We start from the raw sequence: 17,804 nt of genomic DNA, 5'->3' as shown, positions 1-17,804 counted from the left end.
GGCACGGCACGATGCGTGCCATGACACTGAACGACGACGCCTCCGCCTCGGCCACCGCACAGTTCCTGGCCGCCCGCGACTTCCTCCTCGAGCGGCGCGGCGCGTACGACGAGGCGTACGCGCATTTCACCTGGCCCCGGCCCGAGCGCTTCAACTGGGCCCTGGACTGGTTCGACCACATCGCGGCCGGAAACACCACCGACGCCCTGCGGATCGTCGAAGAGGACGGCACGAGCGAGGGCGTCTCCTTCGCCGACATGGCCGTACGGTCGGACGTGGCCGCGAACTGGCTCCGCGCCCAGGGTGTCGCGGCGGGCGACCGGATCATCGTCATGCTCGGCAACCAGCGCGAGCTGTGGGAGGTGATGCTCGCCGCCATGAAGCTGCGGGCCGTGGTCATCCCCGCCACCCCGCTGCTCGGCCCCCACGACCTGGCCGACCGGGTCGAGCGCGGCCGCGCCCGCCACGTCATCGCGCGCGCCGAGGACACCGGGAAGTTCGCGGACGTACCGGGCACCTACACGCGGATCGCCGCGGGGGACGACGTACCGGCGGGCTGGCTGCGGCTCTCGGACATGTACGAGAGCGGCCCCGGCCACGCCGAGGGCGGCGGCCCCCACCCGGCCGGCCCGCCCTCCGGCTTCACGCCCGACGGGGAGACCCTCGCCGGGGACCCGCTCATGCTCTACTTCACCTCCGGGACCACCGCCCGGCCCAAGCTGGTGGAGCACACGCACGCCTCGTATCCCATCGGGCACCTGTCCACCATGTACTGGCTCGGCCTGCGCCCCGGCGACGTCCACCTCAACATCTCCTCGCCCGGCTGGGCCAAGCACGCCTGGTCCAACGTCTTCGCGCCGTGGAACGCGGGCGCGACCGTCTTCATCCACAACTACACCCGCTTCGACGCCGAGCGGCTCATGGCGGAAATGGACCGGGGCGGGGTGACATCCTTCTGCGCTCCGCCGACGGTGTGGCGGATGCTGATCCAGTCCGACCTCGGCGCGCTGCGCACCCCGCCGCGCGAGCTGGTCGCGGCGGGCGAGCCGCTCAACCCCGAGGTGATCGACAAGGTCCGCCGGGCCTGGGGCGTGACGATCCGCGACGGGTTCGGGCAGACCGAGACCACCCTCCAGGTGGGCAACTTCCCCGGGGTCCCGGTCAAGCCGGGCTCGATGGGACGCCCGGCGCCCGGTTACAAGATCGTGCTCGTGGACCCGGTCAGCGGGAAGGAGTCCGCGGACGAGGGTGAGCTGTGCGTGGACCTCGGCACCCGGCCCGCCGGTGTGATGACCGGGTACCGCGACGACGAGGAGCGCACCGCCGAGGCCATGGCGGGCGGGGTCTACCGCACGGGTGACATCGCCTCGCGCGATTCCGCGGGCTACCTCACCTACGTCGGGCGGGCCGACGACGTCTTCAAGGCCTCCGACTACAAGATCTCCCCGTTCGAGCTGGAAAGCGCCCTGCTGGAGCACGAGGCGGTGGCCGAAGCGGCCGTCGTCCCGGCCCCGGACCCGCTGCGGCTCGCCGTGCCCAAGGCGTACATCGCCCTGGCGGCGGGCTGGGAGCCCGGGCCGGAGACGGCCCGGGCGCTCTTCGAGCATTCCCGCGCCGTGCTCTCCCCGTACAAGCGGATCCGGCGCATCGAGTTCGCCGAGCTGCCGAAGACGGTGTCCGGCAAGATCCGCCGGGTGGAGCTGCGCGAGCTGACCGCCCTCGGTTCGGCGCACGAGTACGACGAGAACGACCTGCGCTGACCGTCAGGTCAGGCGGGTCGGAAGGGCGGGCGGCCAGGAGAGCCGGCCAGGAGAGCCGGGCAGGCGCGAGGATCAGGCGCGAGGACCAGGCGGGAGGATCAGGCGGGCAGGAGGGCCTCGATGGCGGCGACGACCTCGGGGGCCTCCGGCTCGGTGCGCGGGCGGAAGCGGCCGACGACCTCGCCCTCGGGGGAGATCAGGAACTTCTCGAAGTTCCACTGGATGTCGCCCGCCTCGCCCTCGGCGTCGGGGGTCTTCACGAGTTCGGTGTACAGCGGGTGCCGGTTCTCACCGTTCACCTCGGACTTCTCCAGCATGGGGAAGGTGACACCGAACCCGGCGGCGCAGAACGTCTGGATGTCGTCCGCCGTGCCGGGCTCCTGGCCGCCGAACTGGTTGCACGGTACGCCGATCACCGTGAAGCCCTTTTCCGCGTACTTGAACTGCAGGCGGGCGAGCCCCGAGTACTGCGGGGTCAGCCCGCACTGGGAGGCGGTGTTCACGAGCAGGATCGCCTTGCCCTTGTGCGCTCCGAGGCTGGTGGGCTCGTCGGACAGGGTGGTCAGCGGGATGTCGTACAGGCTCAAGGTGTTCTCCTCGGAATCGAAAGACCGGCAGTCACCAGCAACAACACGGGACGATGGCGTGTTCCGAGCCCAGGCCCTGACTTTCTGGTCAATCCTGCCCGGTCAGTCCTGCGCGCCCGTACCGACCAGTTCGTCAGCCGGGTCGTTCACCGGCTGGGGCATCCCGGTCAGGTCCATCACGAACAGCGGCAGGCCCAGGTCGTCCGCGCGCGCCCGCGCGTCCTCCGTATATCCGGCCAGGGAGAAGTAGACGCTGGTGCAGGAGGCGGTCAGGCCGTTCAGCCAGACGCACTCCACCGCCCGCAGCCCGGCCGGCGCCGTCGTCGGATCGACCTGCGCGACCAGGCCGGGCGCCCGTAGGTCCACCGCCGCCGACGGCACCGGACGCGCGTCGGGCTGGCGTACGTCCCGGAAACCGAGCCAGCGCAGATACAGCGCGGCCGTCGACACCGCGTCCCGGGCCGTGCGGATGGTCACCGGCCGGAACGCGGGCCGCGGCGCCGGGGCGCCCGGCGTCGGGGCGCCCGGCGTCGGGGCGCCCGGCTCCGGTGCGCCCGGCGGGGGCGTCGGCATGGACGCCGGACGCGGATCCCCGCGCCGCCCCGGAGTCGCCGGAGCCGCCGGATGCCCCCGATCGGTCGGCCGCACCGGCCGCACCGGATCCACCGCGACCCGCACCACCGTCCCGCACGACGCGCACCCCACCTCGGGGTGCGGCCACTCGCTCACCCGCCCGCACACCGCGCACCGCACCGGCACCCAGGCCTCTGACCAGGTGCGATGCGTCAGCGGCTGCGGCGGAACCGACAGGTCCAGGGGCGGCGTGACCGGGCTCCCGCAGGCGCACGGGAAGACCGGAGCGGTGTAGCCGTTCTCGCGCAGGCACGCCGGGCAGCGCACCGGAACCGATTCCGCCATGAGCTGTGTGCCCCCTCCGTCGCTGTGCGTGGGTCCATGCTCCACCACCGGCGACCCCCGGGGGGTGCGGGTCGCCGATGTCGGCCCCCAGGGCGTCTCTTCCGCCCGGGCTTTTGTGCAACTCACCGAGCCGATCGCGGCTTTTGGTGGTTTCCGGGGTTCCCCGCCGCCTTGACGTGCGGGAGGTCGCCGCTTAGCTTGTTCCGTATAGCAGAACAAAACTTCCGGATTACGGAAAAGCCTGACCGCCTGACCCGCAGGAGTACTCGATGCCTCGTATGACAGCCGCCGCCGCTGCAGTGGAGATCCTCAAGCGTGAAGGTGTCGCGCAAGCGTTTGGCGTGCCCGGCGCTGCCATCAACCCCTTCTACCGCGAGCTGAAGAACGTCGGTGGCATCAAGCACACCCTCGCTCGTCACGTCGAGGGCGCCTCGCACATGGCCGAGGGCTACACCCGTACCGCCCCGGGCAACATCGGTGTCTGCATCGGTACGTCCGGCCCCGCCGGCACCGACATGATCACCGGCCTCTACTCGGCCATCGCGGACTCGATCCCGATCCTGTGCATCACCGGCCAGGCCCCGGTCGCGAAGCTCCACAAGGAAGACTTCCAGGCCGTCGACATCGCCTCGATCGCCAAGCCGGTCACCAAGGCCGCGACCACGGTCCTCGAGGCCGCGCAGGTCCCGGGCGTCTTCCAGCAGGCGTTCCACCTCATGCGCTCCGGCCGTCCGGGCCCGGTCCTGATCGACCTGCCGATCGACGTCCAGCTGACGGAGATCGAGTTCGACCCGGAGACCTACGAGCCGCTGCCGGTCTACAAGCCGCAGGCGACCCGCGCACAGGCCGAGAAGGCCATCCGGTTCCTCCTGGAGTCCGAGAAGCCGCTGATCGTCGCCGGTGGCGGCATCATCAACGCCGACGCCTCGGCGCTGCTGGTCGAGTTCGCCGAGCTGACCGGCACGCCGGTCATCCCCACCCTCATGGGCTGGGGCATCATCGCGGACGACCACGAGCTGAACGCCGGCATGGTCGGCCTGCAGACCTCGCACCGCTACGGCAACGAGAACCTGCTCGCCTCGGACTTCGTCCTCGGCATCGGCAACCGGTGGGCCAACCGTCACACCGGTGACCTGGCCGTCTACACCAAGGACCGCAAGTTCGTCCACGTCGACATCGAGCCGACCCAGATCGGCAAGATCTTCGCCCCGGACTTCGGTTTCGCGTCCGACGCGAAGCGCGCGCTCGAGCTGTTCGTCGAGGTCGCCAAGGAGCTGAAGGCCGAGGGCAAGCTCCCCGACCGCTCGGCGTGGGCCGCGGAGACGCAGGAGCGCAAGGCGACCCTGCAGCGCCGCACGCACTTCGACAACATCCCCATGAAGCCGCAGCGCGTCTACGAGGAGATGAACAAGGCGTTCGGCCCCGAGACCCGCTACGTCACCACCATCGGTCTGTCCCAGATCGCCGGTGCGCAGATGCTGCACGTCTACAAGCCGCGCCACTGGATCAACTGCGGCCAGGCCGGCCCGCTCGGCTGGACGATCCCGGCCGCGCTCGGTGTCGCCACCGCCGACCCGACGACCCCGGTCGTCGCGCTCTCCGGTGACTACGACTTCCAGTTCATGCTGGAGGAGCTGGCCGTCGGTGCGCAGCACAACATCCCGTACGTCCACGTGCTCGTCAACAACGCGTACCTCGGCCTGATCCGTCAGGCGCAGCGCGGCCTGGACATCAACTTCCAGGTCAACCTGGAGTTCGAGAACATCAACTCCCCGGAGCTGGGTGTCTACGGCGTCGACCACGTCAAGGTCGTCGAGGGTCTGGGCTGCAAGGCCATCCGCGTGACGGACCCGAACGAGCTGGGCGCCGCCCTGGAGCAGGCCAAGAAGCTGGCCGCCGAGTTCCGCGTCCCGGTCGTCGTCGAGGCGATCCTGGAGCGCGTCACGAACATCTCGATGGGCGCCGCCGGTATCGACGCCATCAACGAGTGGGAAGAGATCGCCACGGAGCCGGGCCACGCCCCGACCGCGATCCGCCCGCTGGTCTGACCGCCGGGACCGTAGCGATGGTCTGACCGGCTCAGTAGTACGAGACGGCCCCCGTCCCTCCGCGAGGAGGGGCGGGGGCCGTTCCGCGTCCGCTACGGGCCACAGGTCCCGGTGGTGCGCCGCTCCGCGGGGCGCGGCCCCAGCTCCGCGTCCACCGCGCCCGCGAGCAGGGCGCGCGCCCGCTCGACCGTCAGCGAGCCGCTCAGCCAGCGCTCGCTCAGGCCGTGGTAGTAGACCAGCGCGGTGGAGACCTCGGCCCCACGCGGATCGCACCTTCCGTCGAGAACCCCTTGACTGACCTTTCAGTCAGGTACACGATAGCCCTCACCCGCCTTCCTGACTCACTTCTCAGGCGATTCGTTCTGACTGAAAATTCAGTCAGAACGAGTCTCGGGGATCCAGGCCCGCCGTACCGAGGGAGTACTCCGATGAACCCGCGCATGCCCGCCGAATGGGCCGAGCACGAAGCCTGTCTGATGGCCTGGCCGACCCGGCCCTCCCTGTGGGGGCCCGCCTTCGAGGCCGCCAAGCACGAGTACGCCGCCGTGGCCCGCGCCATCGCCGCCTTCGAGCCGGTCATCATGGTCGCCGCGCCCGGCCGCGCCGAAGAGGCCCGCGCCTTCTGCGGCGACGACCCCGCCATCGAGATCATCGAGCTGCCCATCGACGACTCCTGGCTCCGGGACTCCGGACCCGTCTTCGCCCACGACGAGCACGGCGCCCGGGTCGGCGTCGACTTCCGGTTCAACGCGTGGGGCGAGAAGCACTACCCCTGGGCCGCCGACGACAAGCTCGGCTCCCTGCTGCTGGACCGCCTCGGCATCCCGCGCGTCCACTCCTCCATGGTCCTGGAGGGCGGCGCCTTCACGGTGGACGGCGAAGGCACCCTGATCACCACCGAACAGTGCCTGCTCCACCCCAACCGCAACCCGCGGATGAGCCGTACCGAGATCGAGGACGAGCTCAAGCGGCGGCTCGGCGTCGAGAAGGTCATCTGGCTGCCGTACGGGGGCCTTGAGGACACGGAGACCGACGGGCACGTGGACGGCGTCGCCGCCTTCGTCGCTCCCGCCACGGTCGTCGTCTCCCTGCCGGACGACCCGGCGCACCCCGACCACGTCCGCATGCGCGCCAACCTCGCGGTCCTGGAGTCCAGTACGGACGCCCGCGGCCGCGCCCTGGAGATCGTCAAGGTCCCGCAGACCGTCCACGGCGAGGTGGAAGGCACCCCGGTCGAGGTCGGCTACCTCAACTTCTACCTGGCCAACGGCGGTTGCGTGGTCCCGGTCGGCGGCGCCGCGGCGGACGAGGCCGCCCTCGCCGTCATCGCCGCGGCCCTGCCAGGCCGCACGGTGGTCGGCGTGCCGACCCCCGTCCTCGCGTACGGCGGTGGCGGTGTCCACTGCATCACCCAGCAGCTCCCGAAGGACCTCACGGCATGAGCGACACCGGGTACGAACTCCGCACCTCCTACGGCTCCCCGCTCGGCTCGCCGGCCCGGCTCCACCCCGCCGAGCGCGAGGCGCTGCGCGTCGGCCTGGTCCAGACGCGCTGGTACGCCGACGAGAGCGAGCACGACGAGCGGCTGCGCCAGGGCGTGGCCCTGGCCGCCGCCGAGGGCGCGCAGGTGGTCTGCCTGCCCGAACTCACCCGCAGCCCCTACTTCTGCAACACCGACGACCCGATGGGCGACGGCGCCGCCCGCTATCTGGAAGACGTCGAGAGCGGTCCGACCGTCCGGCTGATCGGCGAGCTGGCCACCGGCCTCGGCATCACGGTGCACGCCTCGCTCTACGAGCGGGCCGAGGACGGCGGCCTCGGCTACAACACCGCCGTCTGCGTGGACCCGGACGGCAAGCTGATCGCCCGTACGCGCAAGAACCACATCCCGGCCTTCCCCGGCTACCGCGAGGACCTGTGCTTCCGCCCCGGTGACAGCGGGTTCCCGGTCGTCGGCCTCGAAGGGGCCCGCTTCGGCTTCCCCACCTGCTGGGACGAGTGGTTCCCGGAGCTGGCCCGCGCCTACGCGCTGCACGGCGCCGAGATCCTCGTCCACCCCACGGCGATCGGCTCCGAGGTGGACCTCCCGGACTTCGACACCCGGCCGATGTGGGAGCACGCGATCAGCGCGAACGGCCTGGCGAACGCGCTCTTCATGATCGTGCCCAACCGGATCGGCACCGAGGGCCGCTCCACCTTCTACGGGTCCTCGTTCATCTCCGACCCCTACGGCCGGGTCGTGCTGCGCGCCCCGCGCGACCGGCCCGCGGTCCTCGTCGCCGACCTCGACCTCGACCAGCGGCGCGACTGGCTGGAGTTCGGCCTGATGCGGACCCGCCGCCCGGAGCTGTACGGCCGCCTGACCGAACGCGCCTGACCCGCCCCGGAGCCCCGCCGGGCACCGGGCACCGGGCACCGGGCACAGCAAAGCGCCGAGTCACGGGACCGTCCGTGACTCGGCGCTCTGGCTTGTGACCGCCCGACGGGACGAGGCTGGCGCGACAGGACATTCGCACCCGCCGGGCGGGGTCTGTGGGGGAGGCTGTCCCCTATATGGCTGTCCCCTATATAGGGGAGGGGAATGGCTGGGACCGCGGTGGTGGCGACAGGACACCTTGGCTTGGTCTCCCTCAGGTCAAGAGACAAGCCGCTGGGCCTTTACCACCGCACTGGCTCGACACCACCGCGGTCCTCACGCGGCGCCAGCCGCATGGGCTGGCGCAGTCTGCCCTCACCGCGTACCACCCCTCATCCGGGTCCACGGTGCGGGCTCAGCACCCGGAATCTGACCTCCCGTCAAATTCCGGACGCAGCCTGGGTGGCTCAGCCCTCGCGCAGGGCGCGAACGGCCTCCTCGACGCGCTTGCCGTAGTCGGCGTCGGCGGCGTGGAAGTGAGCCAGGTTCTTCTCGATGACGTCCTCGAGGGTGACCTGCGAGAGGCCACCGGCGATGTTCGCCACCAGACGCTGCTTCGCGTCCTCGGACATCAGGCGGTAGAGCTCACCGGCCTGGAAGAAGTCGTCGTCCTTGGTGTGGGCCGGGGCCTCGTGCGTGCCCGTGTAGCCGCTGACCGCGAGCGGGGCGCCGAGCGCCAGGCCGGTCTCGACCGGGCCCTGGTGCGAGTTGGGCTCGTAGTTCTTGTCGTGGCGCGAACCGTTGCGCAGCGCCATGACACCGTCGCGGCCGTAGTTCTCGGCCTTGCCCGCCTTCGGAGCGTTGACCGGCAGCAGGGTGTGGTTCACACCGAGGCGGTAGCGCTGGGCGTCGGCGTACGCGAAGAGACGACCCTGGAGCATCTTGTCCGGCGAGGCGGTGATGCCCGGGACGAAGTTGTTCGGGGAGAAGGCCGACTGCTCGACCTCGGCGAAGACGTTGTCCGGGTTGCGGTCGAGGACCAGACGGCCCACGCGCTGCAGCGGGTAGTCGCTGTGCGGCCACACCTTGGTGAGGTCGAACGGGTTGAAGCGGTAGTCCGCGGCCTCGGCGGCGGGCATGATCTGGACGTAGAGGGTCCAGCTCGGGTTCACGCCGCGCTCGATCGCCTGGAGCAGGTCGGTCTGGTGCGAGTTCGCGTCCGAGCCGACGAGCTCGGCGGCCTGCTCGGCCGAGAGGCAGCGGATGCCCTGGTTCGTCTTGAAGTGGTACTTGACGAAGAAGGCCTCGCCCTGGGCGTTGGTCCACTGGTACGTGTGGGAGCCGTAGCCGTTCATGTGACGGTACGACGCCGGGATACCGCGGTCACCCATCAGCCAGGTGATCTGGTGCGTCGCCTCGGGGGCGTGCGCCCAGAAGTCCCAGACGTTGTCCGGCTCCTGCTTGCCCGTGAAGGGGTCGCGCTTCTGGGAGTGGATGAAGTCGGGGAACTTGATCGGGTCCTTGATGAAGAACACCGGGGTGTTGTTGCCGACGAGGTCGTAGTTGCCCTCTTCGGTGTAGAACTTCAGCGCGAAGCCGCGGGGGTCACGCACGGCGTCCGCGCCGCCGAGCGAGTCGGCCACGGTGGAGAACCGCAGGAAGGTCTCGGTCTTCTTGCCGACCGTGTTCAGGAACGCGGCGCTGGTGTACGCGGTGACGTCGTCCGTCACCTCGAAGTGGCCGTACGCGGCGCTGCCGCGGGCGTGCACCACGCGCTCCGGGATGCGCTCGCGGTTGAAGCGGGCGAGCTTCTCAAGGAGCTGCTGGTCCTGAATCAGGAGCGGGCCACCGACGCCGGCGGTGGCGGAGTTCTGGTTGTCGGCGACCGGGGCGCCGGACTCGGTCGTCAGCGTGCGCTTCGACATGGTGACCTTCCGTACGGGGAACTGCTGGCGGAAAGAGTCTTCCGGCATGCGGAGCGAGCCTAATTTCGGCTCGAACCCAACGTCAACAGTTTGTTGAAGAAAGATGGAGAAAGGCTGAAGGAGAGGTAATCCGGACGGTGCCGGCGCTTGGGCGCGACAGGACAGGTGTCAGCACCGGCACCATCCGGAAACTCAGGTCCCCGCGAGCGGGGAGGAGCGCGGCCCGGCGAGCGGGCCGCGGGCTCAGATCTGGGCGCCGGAGAGGCGCTCGACCGCGCGGAGCAGCGCGGAGTGGTCCAGGCCGCCGTCACCCTGGGCGCGCAGCGAGGCGACGAGCTGGGCGACGACCGCGCCGACCGGGAGGGCCGCACCGACGTTGCGGGCGGCGTCGGTGACGATGCCCATGTCCTTGTGGTGCAGGTCGATCCGGAAACCGGGCTTGAAGTCGCGGTTCAGGAAGTTGTCCTTCTTGCGGGTCAGGACCGTGGAGCCGGCCAGACCGCCGTTGAGGACGTCCAGGGCGGCCTGGAGGTTCACGCCGGACTTCTCGAGGAAGACGACGGCCTCGGCGCACGCCTGGATGTTCACCGCGACGATGAGCTGGTTCGCGGCCTTGACCGTCTGGCCGGAGCCGTGCGGGCCGCAGAGCACGATGGTCTTGCCGAGGGCCTCGAGGATCGGGAGGGCCTCGTCGAAGTCGGCCTGCTCGCCGCCGACCATGATCGACAGTACGGCCTCGATGGCGCCGGCCTCACCGCCGGAGACGGGCGCGTCGATGACGCGGATGCCCTTCTCGGCGGCGTTCTTCGCCAGGTCGATCGAGGTCTGCGGGGTGATCGACGACATGTCGATGATCAGCGCGCCGGACCTGGCGTTCGCGAGGATGCCGTTCTCGCCGTACGAGATGGCCTCGACCTGCGGGGAGGCGGGCACCATCGTGATGACGACATCGGCGTCCTTGACGGCCTCGGCGATCGAGCCGGCCACACCGCCGCCGGCGGCGGCCAGGCGGTCCAGCTTGTCCTGCTCCAGCGTGAAGCCGGTGACCGAGTAGCCGGCCTTCAGGAGGTTCTCGGCCATGGGGGAGCCCATGATTCCGAGACCGATCCAGGCAATCTTGGGGAGGGTGCTCATGATGAGGGTCCTTCTCTTAATGCTTTGTACGAAAAGTGTGTGGCGTGCCTGGCTGATCGCCCGGACTTTGTCCGCTTACTTCGCGGCGCGGGCCTCGGCGGCCAGCCACTCGAAGGAGGCGGCGGCGTCGGCGGCCTTGTACTCGAGGCCTACGTAGCCCTCGTATCCGGCCTTCTTCAGCTGGTCCAGGAGCTCCTCGAGAGGCAGCTCGCCGGTGCCGGGGGCACCGCGTCCCGGCTTGTCCGCGATCTGGACGTGCCCGGTCTTGGCGGCGTACTTTTCGATGACCTCGGAGAGGTCCTCATCGTTCATCGCCAGGTGGTACAGGTCGAGCAGGAACTTGGCGTTGCCGAGGCCGGTGGCCTCGTTCACCTTGTCCACCACTGCGATGCCGGCCGGGGCGCTCACCAGGGGGTAGAGCGGCGACTCGGGCTTGTTCAGGGTCTCGATCAGGAGGATCGCGCCGACCCGGTCCGCGGCCTGCGCCGCCACGACCAGGTTCTTCAGCGCCAGCTCGTCCTGCACGGCCGGGTCCACACCCTCGACGCGGTTGCCGTAGAGGGCGTTCAGGGCCTTGCAGCCGACCGAGGCGGCGAAGTCCGCCGCCACGTTGATGTTGGCGTTGAAGCGGTCCGACTCGTCGCCGGGTACGGAAACCGCGCCGCGGTCCGGTCCCGGCAGCTGACCGGCGTAGAAGTTCAGGCCCACCAGCTGGGTGCCGGCGTCCTCAAGAGCCTTCTTGAGGACGTCCAGCTCCGACTGGGCGGGAGTGGGGGTTTCGATCCAGGGCCACCACAGCTCGACCGCGGTGAAGCCGGCCGCGGCGGCAGCCGCGGGACGCTCCAGAAGCGGGAGTTCCGTGAAGAGGATCGAGAGGTTCACATCGAAGCGCTGGTCCGTGTATCCCATGAGGGGTGTGCGCTCCTTCCGTATCGCGGAAGTTGTTTTCTGCTTGATGGAAGACTGCAAGCAGTGCGCCGCACTTGTCAAGTACGGACTCCCGAAAAGTCCTGAGTGCGAGGTAGCTTGACCCGCGTGCGATTGAGAGTGGAGTTCACGACCGAGCCCTTCGATCTCGAAGAGGCCCCCGCCCATGCCGTGGCCGCTCGCGAGGTCATGCGTTCGGCGCAACTGGACGCGGTGGATGTCGGCCCGTTCGGCAATACCGCCGAGGGGGAGTCGGCCGCCGTGCTGGACGCGGTCGGCGCGTTGCTGCGCGACGCGCTGGGAGCCGGTGCCACGCGCGTGTCGCTGCAGGTCAACGTGATCGGGGAGGACACGCCGTGACCGAGCCCCGCGATCACCCGTTCGTCACCGCGGTCAAGCCGCTGGTGGACGCCATGGGGGGAGAGCTGATGGATCCGGCCCTGGCCCAGCCCGACGACGTCGTCCTCGCCTGGGAGGGCCAGGATCTCCTCGCCGTGCGGCTTCCGCAGCTCTCCGACTCGCTGGAGCGGATCCTGGCGGCGCTGGAGCGCCGGCACGGCGTACCGTTGGCGCAGCTGGACCGCAAGGCCAAGCAGGACGTCGTACGGATACTGGAGGCGCGCGGCGCCTTCTCGGTCCGGCACGGCGTCGAGACCGTCGCGGGCGCCCTCGGGGTGAGCCGCTTCACGGTCTACAACTACTTGAACCGGGAGTCGAACCCTCCCAAAGCGGCCGACGCCTCGACCTCGGAGTGAACGCAGCCTGACCCACGGTGACCAGCCGCCGCCCAATTCACCCGGGCGGCGGCTTTTGTGTACGGGAAGTTTCAACAAAGTGTTGACGCCGTGTTGTCGAGGGCGTTAGCTATGCCCAGCCCGTTAAGCAACAAGGCCACGGAGGCCTACCGTGACTTCGAGTCCGACCCCGGGTCTCACCCGGATCAACACCTTGGACGACAGCGCGGCCACGGCTGAGCTGCACGAGGTGTGCGCCAGCTCGGCCTGGGGGAGCAAGATGCTCGCCCAGCGCCCCTTCACCACCGTCGACTCCCTCTTCTCGGCCAACGAATCCGCCATGGCGGAGCTGACCGCCGAGGACCTGGGCGAGGCGATGGGGGGCCACGCGCCGATCGGCCGGCCGAAGCCTGGTGACCCGACCTCCGCCCGCGAACAGCGGGGGATGGCCGGAGCTTCCGAGGAGCTGAAGACCGAGCTGCTCGAGCTGAACCTGGCCTACCAGGAGAAGTTCGGTCACGTCTTCCTCATCTGTGCCACCGGTGCGACCGGTGAGTTCATGCGGGACGCGGTCAAGACCCGGATCGGCAACTCGCCGGAGCAGGAGCGAGAGATCGCCCGCGGTGAGCTCGTCAAGATCAACCGGATTCGCCTGACCCGACTCGTCGAGGAAGAGAGCGCATGAGCACCGACACCACCGCTTCCGTGTCCACGCACATCCTGGACACGAGCATCGGCCGCCCCGCCGAAGGCGTGGCCATCGCCCTGTCGGCCCGTACGGGCCTCGACGGCGCATGGACCGCCCTGGGTGGCTCCGCCACCGACGCGGACGGCCGCTGCAAGGACCTGCCGGCCCTGCCGGAGGGCACCACCCACGTACGGCTCGACTTCGAGACCGAGACGTACTTTTCCAAGAAGCAAGCCGAGGCGCAGCAGGACGCCCCCCGCGTAAGGGACAGCGGTGCGTTCTTCCCCGAGGTGACCATTACCTTCTCGGTCAACCCGGGCGAGCATTACCACGTACCGCTGCTGCTCAACCCGTTCGGCTACTCCGTTTACCGAGGGAGCTAGCATGGCCACGATTCTCGGCCAGAACCAGTACGGCAAAGCAGAGAACCGCGTCGTCAAGATCACGCGGGACGGCGACACCCACCACATCAAGGACCTGAACGTCTCGGTCGCCCTCTCGGGCGACATGGACGACGTCCACTACTCCGGCTCGAACGCGAACGTCCTGCCGACGGACACCACCAAGAACACGGTGTACGCGTTCGCCAAGGAGTACGGCATCGAGTCCGCCGAGCAGTTCGGCATCCACCTGGCGCGCTGGTTCGTGAACAGCCAGGAGCCGATCCAGAAGGCCCGGATCCGGATCGAGGAGTACTCCTGGAGCCGGATCGCCACCTCGGACGCCAACTCGAAGTTCATCGGCGCCGACGAGGTGAACCACTCCTTCGTCCGTGAGGGCCAGGAGACCCGGGTCACCCAGATCACGTACGACGGTCAGAACTGGGAGGTCATCTCCGGCCTCAAGGACCTGGTCGTCATGAACTCCACGAACTCCGAGTTCTGGGGTTACGTGAAGGACAAGTACACGACCCTCAAGGAAGCCTACGACCGGATCCTGGCCACCCAGGTATCCGCCCGCTGGCGCTTCCACTGGTCGGACGACGAGCAGCGGATGCCCAACTGGGAGAAGTCCTACGCCGAGACCCGCAAGCACATGCTGCAGGCCTTCGCGGAGACCTACTCCCTGTCGCTGCAGCAGACCCTGTACCAGATGGGTTCGCGCATCATCAACAACCGTTCGGAGATCGACGAGGTCCGCTTCTCGCTCCCGAACAAGCACCACTTCCTCGTCGACCTCGAGCCCTTCGGTCTCAAGAACGACAACGAGGTCTACTTCGCCGCGGACCGCCCGTACGGTCTGATCGAGGCGACGGTCCTCCGGGACGGCGTCGACGCCCGTATCCCCGTGGACATGACCAACCTCTGACGCGGCACGCGTGTCCCGGGGCTCCGCAGTGGCCCCGGGACGGCGCGACACTCTTCAGCTTCCTGAATCGGCACCCGGACGCACCACACGGGGCGGCAGTACTGTCAGCTGTCAAGGCCCCCGGCTCCGGCACTCAAAACCCTGGGCTTTGCCGTGCCCGTACCGCCACTGAAAGCACGAGGAAGTCCCATGGCAGCATCGGCAGCCATTGACGGCGCGGTAGAGCGCATCGTCATCGAGAACTGTGCGATTGCGACCGTCGACGCGCATGACACCGAGTACGCCTCGGGCCACGTCGTCGTCGCCGGCAACAAGATCGAGTCCATCGGCGCGGGCAAGGCCCCCGAGAACCTCGAGAACGTCGTCCGCCGCATCGACGGCACCGGGCACCTCGTGACCCCCGGTCTGGTCAACACGCACCACCACTTCTACCAGTGGATCACGCGTGGTCTGGCCACCGACCACAACCTCTTCAACTGGCTCGTCGCGCTGTACCCGACCTGGGCGCGCATCGACGAGCAGATGACGTACACGGCCGCGCAGGGCTCCCTCGCCGCGATGGCCAAGGGCGGCGTCACCACCGCCATGGACCACCACTACGTGTTCCCCAAGGGCTCCGGCGACCTCTCCGGCTCGATCATCCGCGCCGCGTCCGAGATGGGCGTCCGCTTCACCCTCGCCCGCGGTTCGATGGACCGCAGTGAGAAGGACGGCGGCCTGCCGCCGGACCACGCGGTCGAGACCCTCGAAGGCGCGCTCGCCGACACCGAGGCGACCGTGAAGAAGTACCACGACGCCTCCTTCGACGCGATGACCCAGGTCGCCGTCGCCCCCTGCTCCCCCTTCTCGGTCTCCACCGAGCTGCTCAAGCAGGGTGCCGAGATGGCCCGCCGCCTCGGTGTGCGCATGCACACGCACGGCTCGGAGACCGTCGAGGAAGAGCAGTTCTGCAAGGAACTGTTCGGCATGGGCCCGACCGACTACTTCGAGTCGACCGGCTGGCTCGGCGAGGACGTGTGGATGGCGCACAGCGTCCACATGAACGACTCCGACATCGCCGCGTTCGCCCGTACCAAGACCGGTGTGGCGCACTGCCCGTCCTCCAACGCCCGTCTGGCCGCCGGCATCGCCCGCGTCCCGGACATGCTCGCCGCCGGTGTCCCGGTCGGCCTCGGCGTGGACGGCACCGCCTCCAACGAGTCGGGCGAGCTGCACACCGAGCTGCGCAACGCGCTGCTCATCAACCGCCTGAACCCGGTCCACCGCGAGCGCGCCCTCAACGCGCGCCAGGCCCTGCGCCTCGGCACGTACGGCGGCGCCCAGGTGCTCGGCCGCGCCGACAACATCGGCTCGCTGGAGGTCGGCAAGTGCGCCGACCTGGTGATGTGGAACCTGAGTACGCTCCTGCACTCCTCCATCGCCGACCCGGTCACCGCCCTGGTCTTCGGCGCTGCCGCCCCGGTGACCCTCTCGCTGGTCAACGGCAAGCAGATCGTCGAGAACAACCGACTGCTCTTCGCCGACGAGGACGCCATCGCGGTGTCCACCCGGGAAGAGGCCCAGCGCCTCGCGCGGATCTCCGCGCAGGCCTGATCCCAGGGAGTCCGGTCGGGGGGGACGGCCCCCGCCCGGTCGCCGCGGACCCGAGCGGGGTCCGCGGCAGCCGGTCCCGGGTGGTGCCGCTTTCCTACGGCGCCCCCGGGGGCGGTGACTCGTGCCACTTGCTCCGCAGCTCGTGCCCCGCGCCACTGCCACGGCACCTCCAGCTCTCCAGGAGAACGACTCGGGCGAATCGTTTCTCCGCACGGCACTCGCTGACAACTCAACACAGGCTCAAAAGCTCGACTCGCACAGCTTTCGCACCACCTCCAAGACACCCACGTCCCTGCCGACGTGTTTAACCGACCGGAGGAAGCCGTGGCCGCAACGCCCAGGTTTCGCAAAGACGCAGTCGCAGTACCGGAGGAGAAGCACCCGGTCGACGAGACCCTGCCTCCGCTGAAGATGTTCACCAGCGGGCTCCAGCACGTCGCCGCCATGTACGCCGGTGTGGTCGCCCCGCCCATGATCGTCGGCCCGGCCGTCGGTCTCTCCCCGACCGAGACCGCCTTCCTGATGGGCGCCTCGCTCTTCACCGCAGGACTCGCCACCCTCCTCCAGACCCTCGGATTCTGGAAGATCGGCGCCAAGCTCCCCTTCGTCAACGGCGTCTCCTTCGCCGGTGTGACCCCGATGATCGCCATCGGCAAGGGTGAGGGCGCCGACGCGATCCCCGTCATCTTCGGCGCGATCATGGTCGCCGGTGTGGTGGGTTTCCTCGCGGCCCCCTACTTCGGCAGGCTGGTCCGCTTCTTCCCGCCGGTCGTCACCGGTACGGTGATCACGCTCATCGGCGTATCGCTCCTGCCCGTGGCCTTCAACTGGTCCCAGGGCGGCAACCGCACCGCCACCGACTACGGCTCGATGGAGAACATCGGGATGGCCGCGGTCACCCTGGTCATCGTCCTGCTGATGCGCAAGTTCCTGCGCGGTTTCCTCCAGCAGATCGCCATCCTGCTCGGCCTGGTCGTCGGCACGCTCGTCGCGATACCGCTCGGCATGACCGACTTCGGCCCCATCAAGGGCGCCGACCTGGTCGGCTTCCCGACCCCGTTCCACTTCGGGGCCCCGCAGTTCCAGGTCGCCGCCGTCATCTCCATGTGCATCGTCATGCTCGTCTGCATGACGGAGTCCACCGCCGACATCCTGGCCCTGGGCAAGATCGTCGGGCGGCCGGCGGACGCGAAGACCATCGAGGGCGGACTGCGCGCCGACACCCTCGGCAGCGCCGTCAGCCCGCTGTTCAACGGGTTCATGTGCAGCGCCTTCGCCCAGAACATCGGGCTGGTCGCCATGACCAAGGTGCGCAGCCGGTTCGTCGTCGCGGCCGGCGGCGGCATCCTGATCCTGCTCGGCCTGTGCCCGATGGCGGCCTCCGTGATCGCGCTGGTCCCGCTGCCGGTCCTCGGCGGCGCGGGCATCGTCCTCTTCGGCTCGGTCGCGGCCAGCGGCATCCAGACCCTGGCGGGCGCGGCCATGGAGAAGGGCGAGAACGCCCTGATCGTCGCCGCCTCCCTCGGGATCGGCCTGATCCCGATCGCGGCGCCGGGCTTCTACCACGCCTTCCCGAAGGACCTGCTGGTCGTCCTCGACTCGGGCATCAGCACGGGCTGCGTGGTGGCCATCGTGCTCAACCTGGCCTTCAATCACCTGGGCGGCAGGAAGGGCGTGGCGAGCGCCGCCGCGCCGGAAGCGGTCCCGGTGCATTGAGAGAACGTACGGCGGTGCGCACGCCACCCACTGCGGGTGTGGACTGGTACGGGGTTTCCGACCTGGTCGCCCTGTCCGCACACCCGATGCCGGAGCTGCCGCTGCCGCCC

General features: G+C 69.3%; 16 protein-coding genes. 11 read left to right on the top strand and 5 right to left on the bottom strand.

Annotation, left to right across the window (positions count from 1 at the left end):
• Positions 1–20 precede the first annotated feature (20 nt).
• Entirely contained in the window at positions 21–1,760 is a 1,740-nt protein-coding gene (locus tag ABT084_RS23305) for an AMP-binding protein (RefSeq protein WP_351047109.1), read from the top strand.
• Positions 1,761–1,858: 98 nt separating this feature from the next.
• Here the strand turns inward: ABT084_RS23305 and ABT084_RS23300 are convergent, their stop codons facing one another.
• Positions 1,859–2,347 carry a glutathione peroxidase gene (locus ABT084_RS23300; RefSeq protein WP_351047106.1) on the bottom strand — a complete coding sequence of 163 codons (489 nt, stop codon included), beginning with the start codon at positions 2,345–2,347 and terminating at the stop codon, positions 1,859–1,861.
• A gap of 102 nt (positions 2,348–2,449) precedes the next feature.
• Positions 2,450–3,265, bottom strand: a complete 816-nt coding sequence (locus ABT084_RS23295; protein ID WP_351047103.1) for a hypothetical protein — start codon at positions 3,263–3,265, stop codon at positions 2,450–2,452.
• 269 nt (positions 3,266–3,534) lie between these two features.
• On the opposite strand from ABT084_RS23295, the gene gcl reads away from it, so the two are divergent.
• The 3 genes from gcl (at position 3,535) to ABT084_RS23280 (ending at position 7,690) form a co-directional block, all read left to right on the top strand.
• Entirely contained in the window at positions 3,535–5,313 is a 1,779-nt protein-coding gene (gcl, locus tag ABT084_RS23290; RefSeq protein ID WP_351047100.1) for a glyoxylate carboligase, read from the top strand.
• A gap of 428 nt (positions 5,314–5,741) precedes the next feature.
• On the top strand, positions 5,742–6,755 hold the full coding sequence (locus ABT084_RS23285) for an agmatine deiminase family protein (protein ID WP_351047097.1): 1,014 nt from the start codon (positions 5,742–5,744) through the stop codon (positions 6,753–6,755).
• Positions 6,752–7,690 carry a nitrilase-related carbon-nitrogen hydrolase gene (locus ABT084_RS23280; RefSeq protein WP_351047095.1) on the top strand — a complete coding sequence of 313 codons (939 nt, stop codon included), beginning with the start codon at positions 6,752–6,754 and terminating at the stop codon, positions 7,688–7,690. Before ABT084_RS23285 ends, ABT084_RS23280 begins: the two co-directional genes overlap by 4 nt.
• 446 nt (positions 7,691–8,136) lie before the next feature.
• Here ABT084_RS23280 and ABT084_RS23275 read toward each other — a convergent pair whose 3' ends face one another.
• From ABT084_RS23275 to ABT084_RS23265, 3 genes are all read right to left on the bottom strand, one after another.
• A complete protein-coding gene (locus tag ABT084_RS23275; protein ID WP_351047258.1) occupies positions 8,137–9,594 on the bottom strand; it encodes a catalase in 1,458 nt (485 codons plus the stop codon).
• A gap of 243 nt (positions 9,595–9,837) precedes the next feature.
• On the bottom strand, positions 9,838–10,728 hold the full coding sequence (locus ABT084_RS23270; RefSeq protein ID WP_351047092.1) for a 2-hydroxy-3-oxopropionate reductase: 891 nt from the start codon (positions 10,726–10,728) through the stop codon (positions 9,838–9,840).
• Positions 10,729–10,803: 75 nt separating this feature from the next.
• Positions 10,804–11,637, bottom strand: coding sequence for a TIM barrel protein (locus ABT084_RS23265; protein ID WP_351047089.1), 834 nt, complete (start codon positions 11,635–11,637; stop codon positions 10,804–10,806).
• A gap of 126 nt (positions 11,638–11,763) precedes the next feature.
• On the opposite strand from ABT084_RS23265, the gene ABT084_RS23260 reads away from it, so the two are divergent.
• The 7 genes from ABT084_RS23260 to ABT084_RS23230 all read left to right on the top strand — a co-directional run bounded on the left by ABT084_RS23260 (position 11,764) and on the right by ABT084_RS23230 (position 17,694).
• Positions 11,764–12,015 carry a YkoF family thiamine-binding protein gene (locus ABT084_RS23260; protein WP_351047086.1) on the top strand — a complete coding sequence of 84 codons (252 nt, stop codon included), beginning with the start codon at positions 11,764–11,766 and terminating at the stop codon, positions 12,013–12,015.
• On the top strand, positions 12,012–12,410 hold the full coding sequence (locus ABT084_RS23255) for a helix-turn-helix domain-containing protein (protein WP_351047083.1): 399 nt from the start codon (positions 12,012–12,014) through the stop codon (positions 12,408–12,410). The genes ABT084_RS23260 and ABT084_RS23255 overlap by 4 nt, the downstream gene beginning before the upstream one ends.
• 151 nt (positions 12,411–12,561) lie before the next feature.
• Positions 12,562–13,074, top strand: a complete 513-nt coding sequence (uraD, locus tag ABT084_RS23250) for a 2-oxo-4-hydroxy-4-carboxy-5-ureidoimidazoline decarboxylase (protein WP_351047080.1) — start codon at positions 12,562–12,564, stop codon at positions 13,072–13,074.
• The gene (uraH, locus tag ABT084_RS23245; protein ID WP_351047078.1) at positions 13,071–13,460 is read left to right on the top strand and encodes a hydroxyisourate hydrolase; all 390 of its coding nucleotides are present in this window, start codon (positions 13,071–13,073) and stop codon (positions 13,458–13,460) included. The genes uraD and uraH overlap by 4 nt, the downstream gene beginning before the upstream one ends.
• A gap of 1 nt (position 13,461) precedes the next feature.
• Entirely contained in the window at positions 13,462–14,385 is a 924-nt protein-coding gene (gene pucL, locus ABT084_RS23240) for a factor-independent urate hydroxylase (protein ID WP_351047076.1), read from the top strand.
• A 189-nt stretch (positions 14,386–14,574) separates the two neighbouring features.
• Complete coding sequence (locus tag ABT084_RS23235) at positions 14,575–15,978, top strand: 8-oxoguanine deaminase (RefSeq protein ID WP_351047073.1); 1,404 nt, start codon at positions 14,575–14,577, stop codon at positions 15,976–15,978.
• A 324-nt stretch (positions 15,979–16,302) separates the two neighbouring features.
• On the top strand, positions 16,303–17,694 hold the full coding sequence (locus ABT084_RS23230) for a nucleobase:cation symporter-2 family protein (protein WP_351047070.1): 1,392 nt from the start codon (positions 16,303–16,305) through the stop codon (positions 17,692–17,694).
• Positions 17,695–17,804 lie beyond the last annotated feature (110 nt).

The sequence above is a fragment of the Streptomyces sp. NPDC002138 genome, from assembly GCF_040296485.1.
Classification (GTDB): Bacteria; Actinomycetota; Actinomycetes; order Streptomycetales; family Streptomycetaceae; genus Streptomyces.
Note: the sequence above shows the minus strand (reverse complement) of the source record. Positions and strands in the feature narration are given on the sequence as shown.

Coding starts and splice junctions, on each gene's coding strand:
- ABT084_RS23265 (WP_351047089.1), bottom strand. CDS start 11,637: ATGGGATACACGGACCAGCGCTTCGATGTGAACCTCTCGATCCTCTTC.
- ABT084_RS23275 (WP_351047258.1), bottom strand. CDS start 9,594: ATGTCGAAGCGCACGCTGACGACCGAGTCCGGCGCCCCGGTCGCCGAC.
- gcl (WP_351047100.1), top strand. CDS start 3,535: ATGCCTCGTATGACAGCCGCCGCCGCTGCAGTGGAGATCCTCAAGCGT.
- uraH (WP_351047078.1), top strand. CDS start 13,071: ATGAGCACCGACACCACCGCTTCCGTGTCCACGCACATCCTGGACACG.
- ABT084_RS23305 (WP_351047109.1), top strand. CDS start 21: ATGACACTGAACGACGACGCCTCCGCCTCGGCCACCGCACAGTTCCTG.
- ABT084_RS23285 (WP_351047097.1), top strand. CDS start 5,742: ATGAACCCGCGCATGCCCGCCGAATGGGCCGAGCACGAAGCCTGTCTG.
- ABT084_RS23295 (WP_351047103.1), bottom strand. CDS start 3,265: ATGGCGGAATCGGTTCCGGTGCGCTGCCCGGCGTGCCTGCGCGAGAAC.
- ABT084_RS23235 (WP_351047073.1), top strand. CDS start 14,575: ATGGCAGCATCGGCAGCCATTGACGGCGCGGTAGAGCGCATCGTCATC.
- pucL (WP_351047076.1), top strand. CDS start 13,462: ATGGCCACGATTCTCGGCCAGAACCAGTACGGCAAAGCAGAGAACCGC.
- ABT084_RS23280 (WP_351047095.1), top strand. CDS start 6,752: ATGAGCGACACCGGGTACGAACTCCGCACCTCCTACGGCTCCCCGCTC.
- ABT084_RS23270 (WP_351047092.1), bottom strand. CDS start 10,728: ATGAGCACCCTCCCCAAGATTGCCTGGATCGGTCTCGGAATCATGGGC.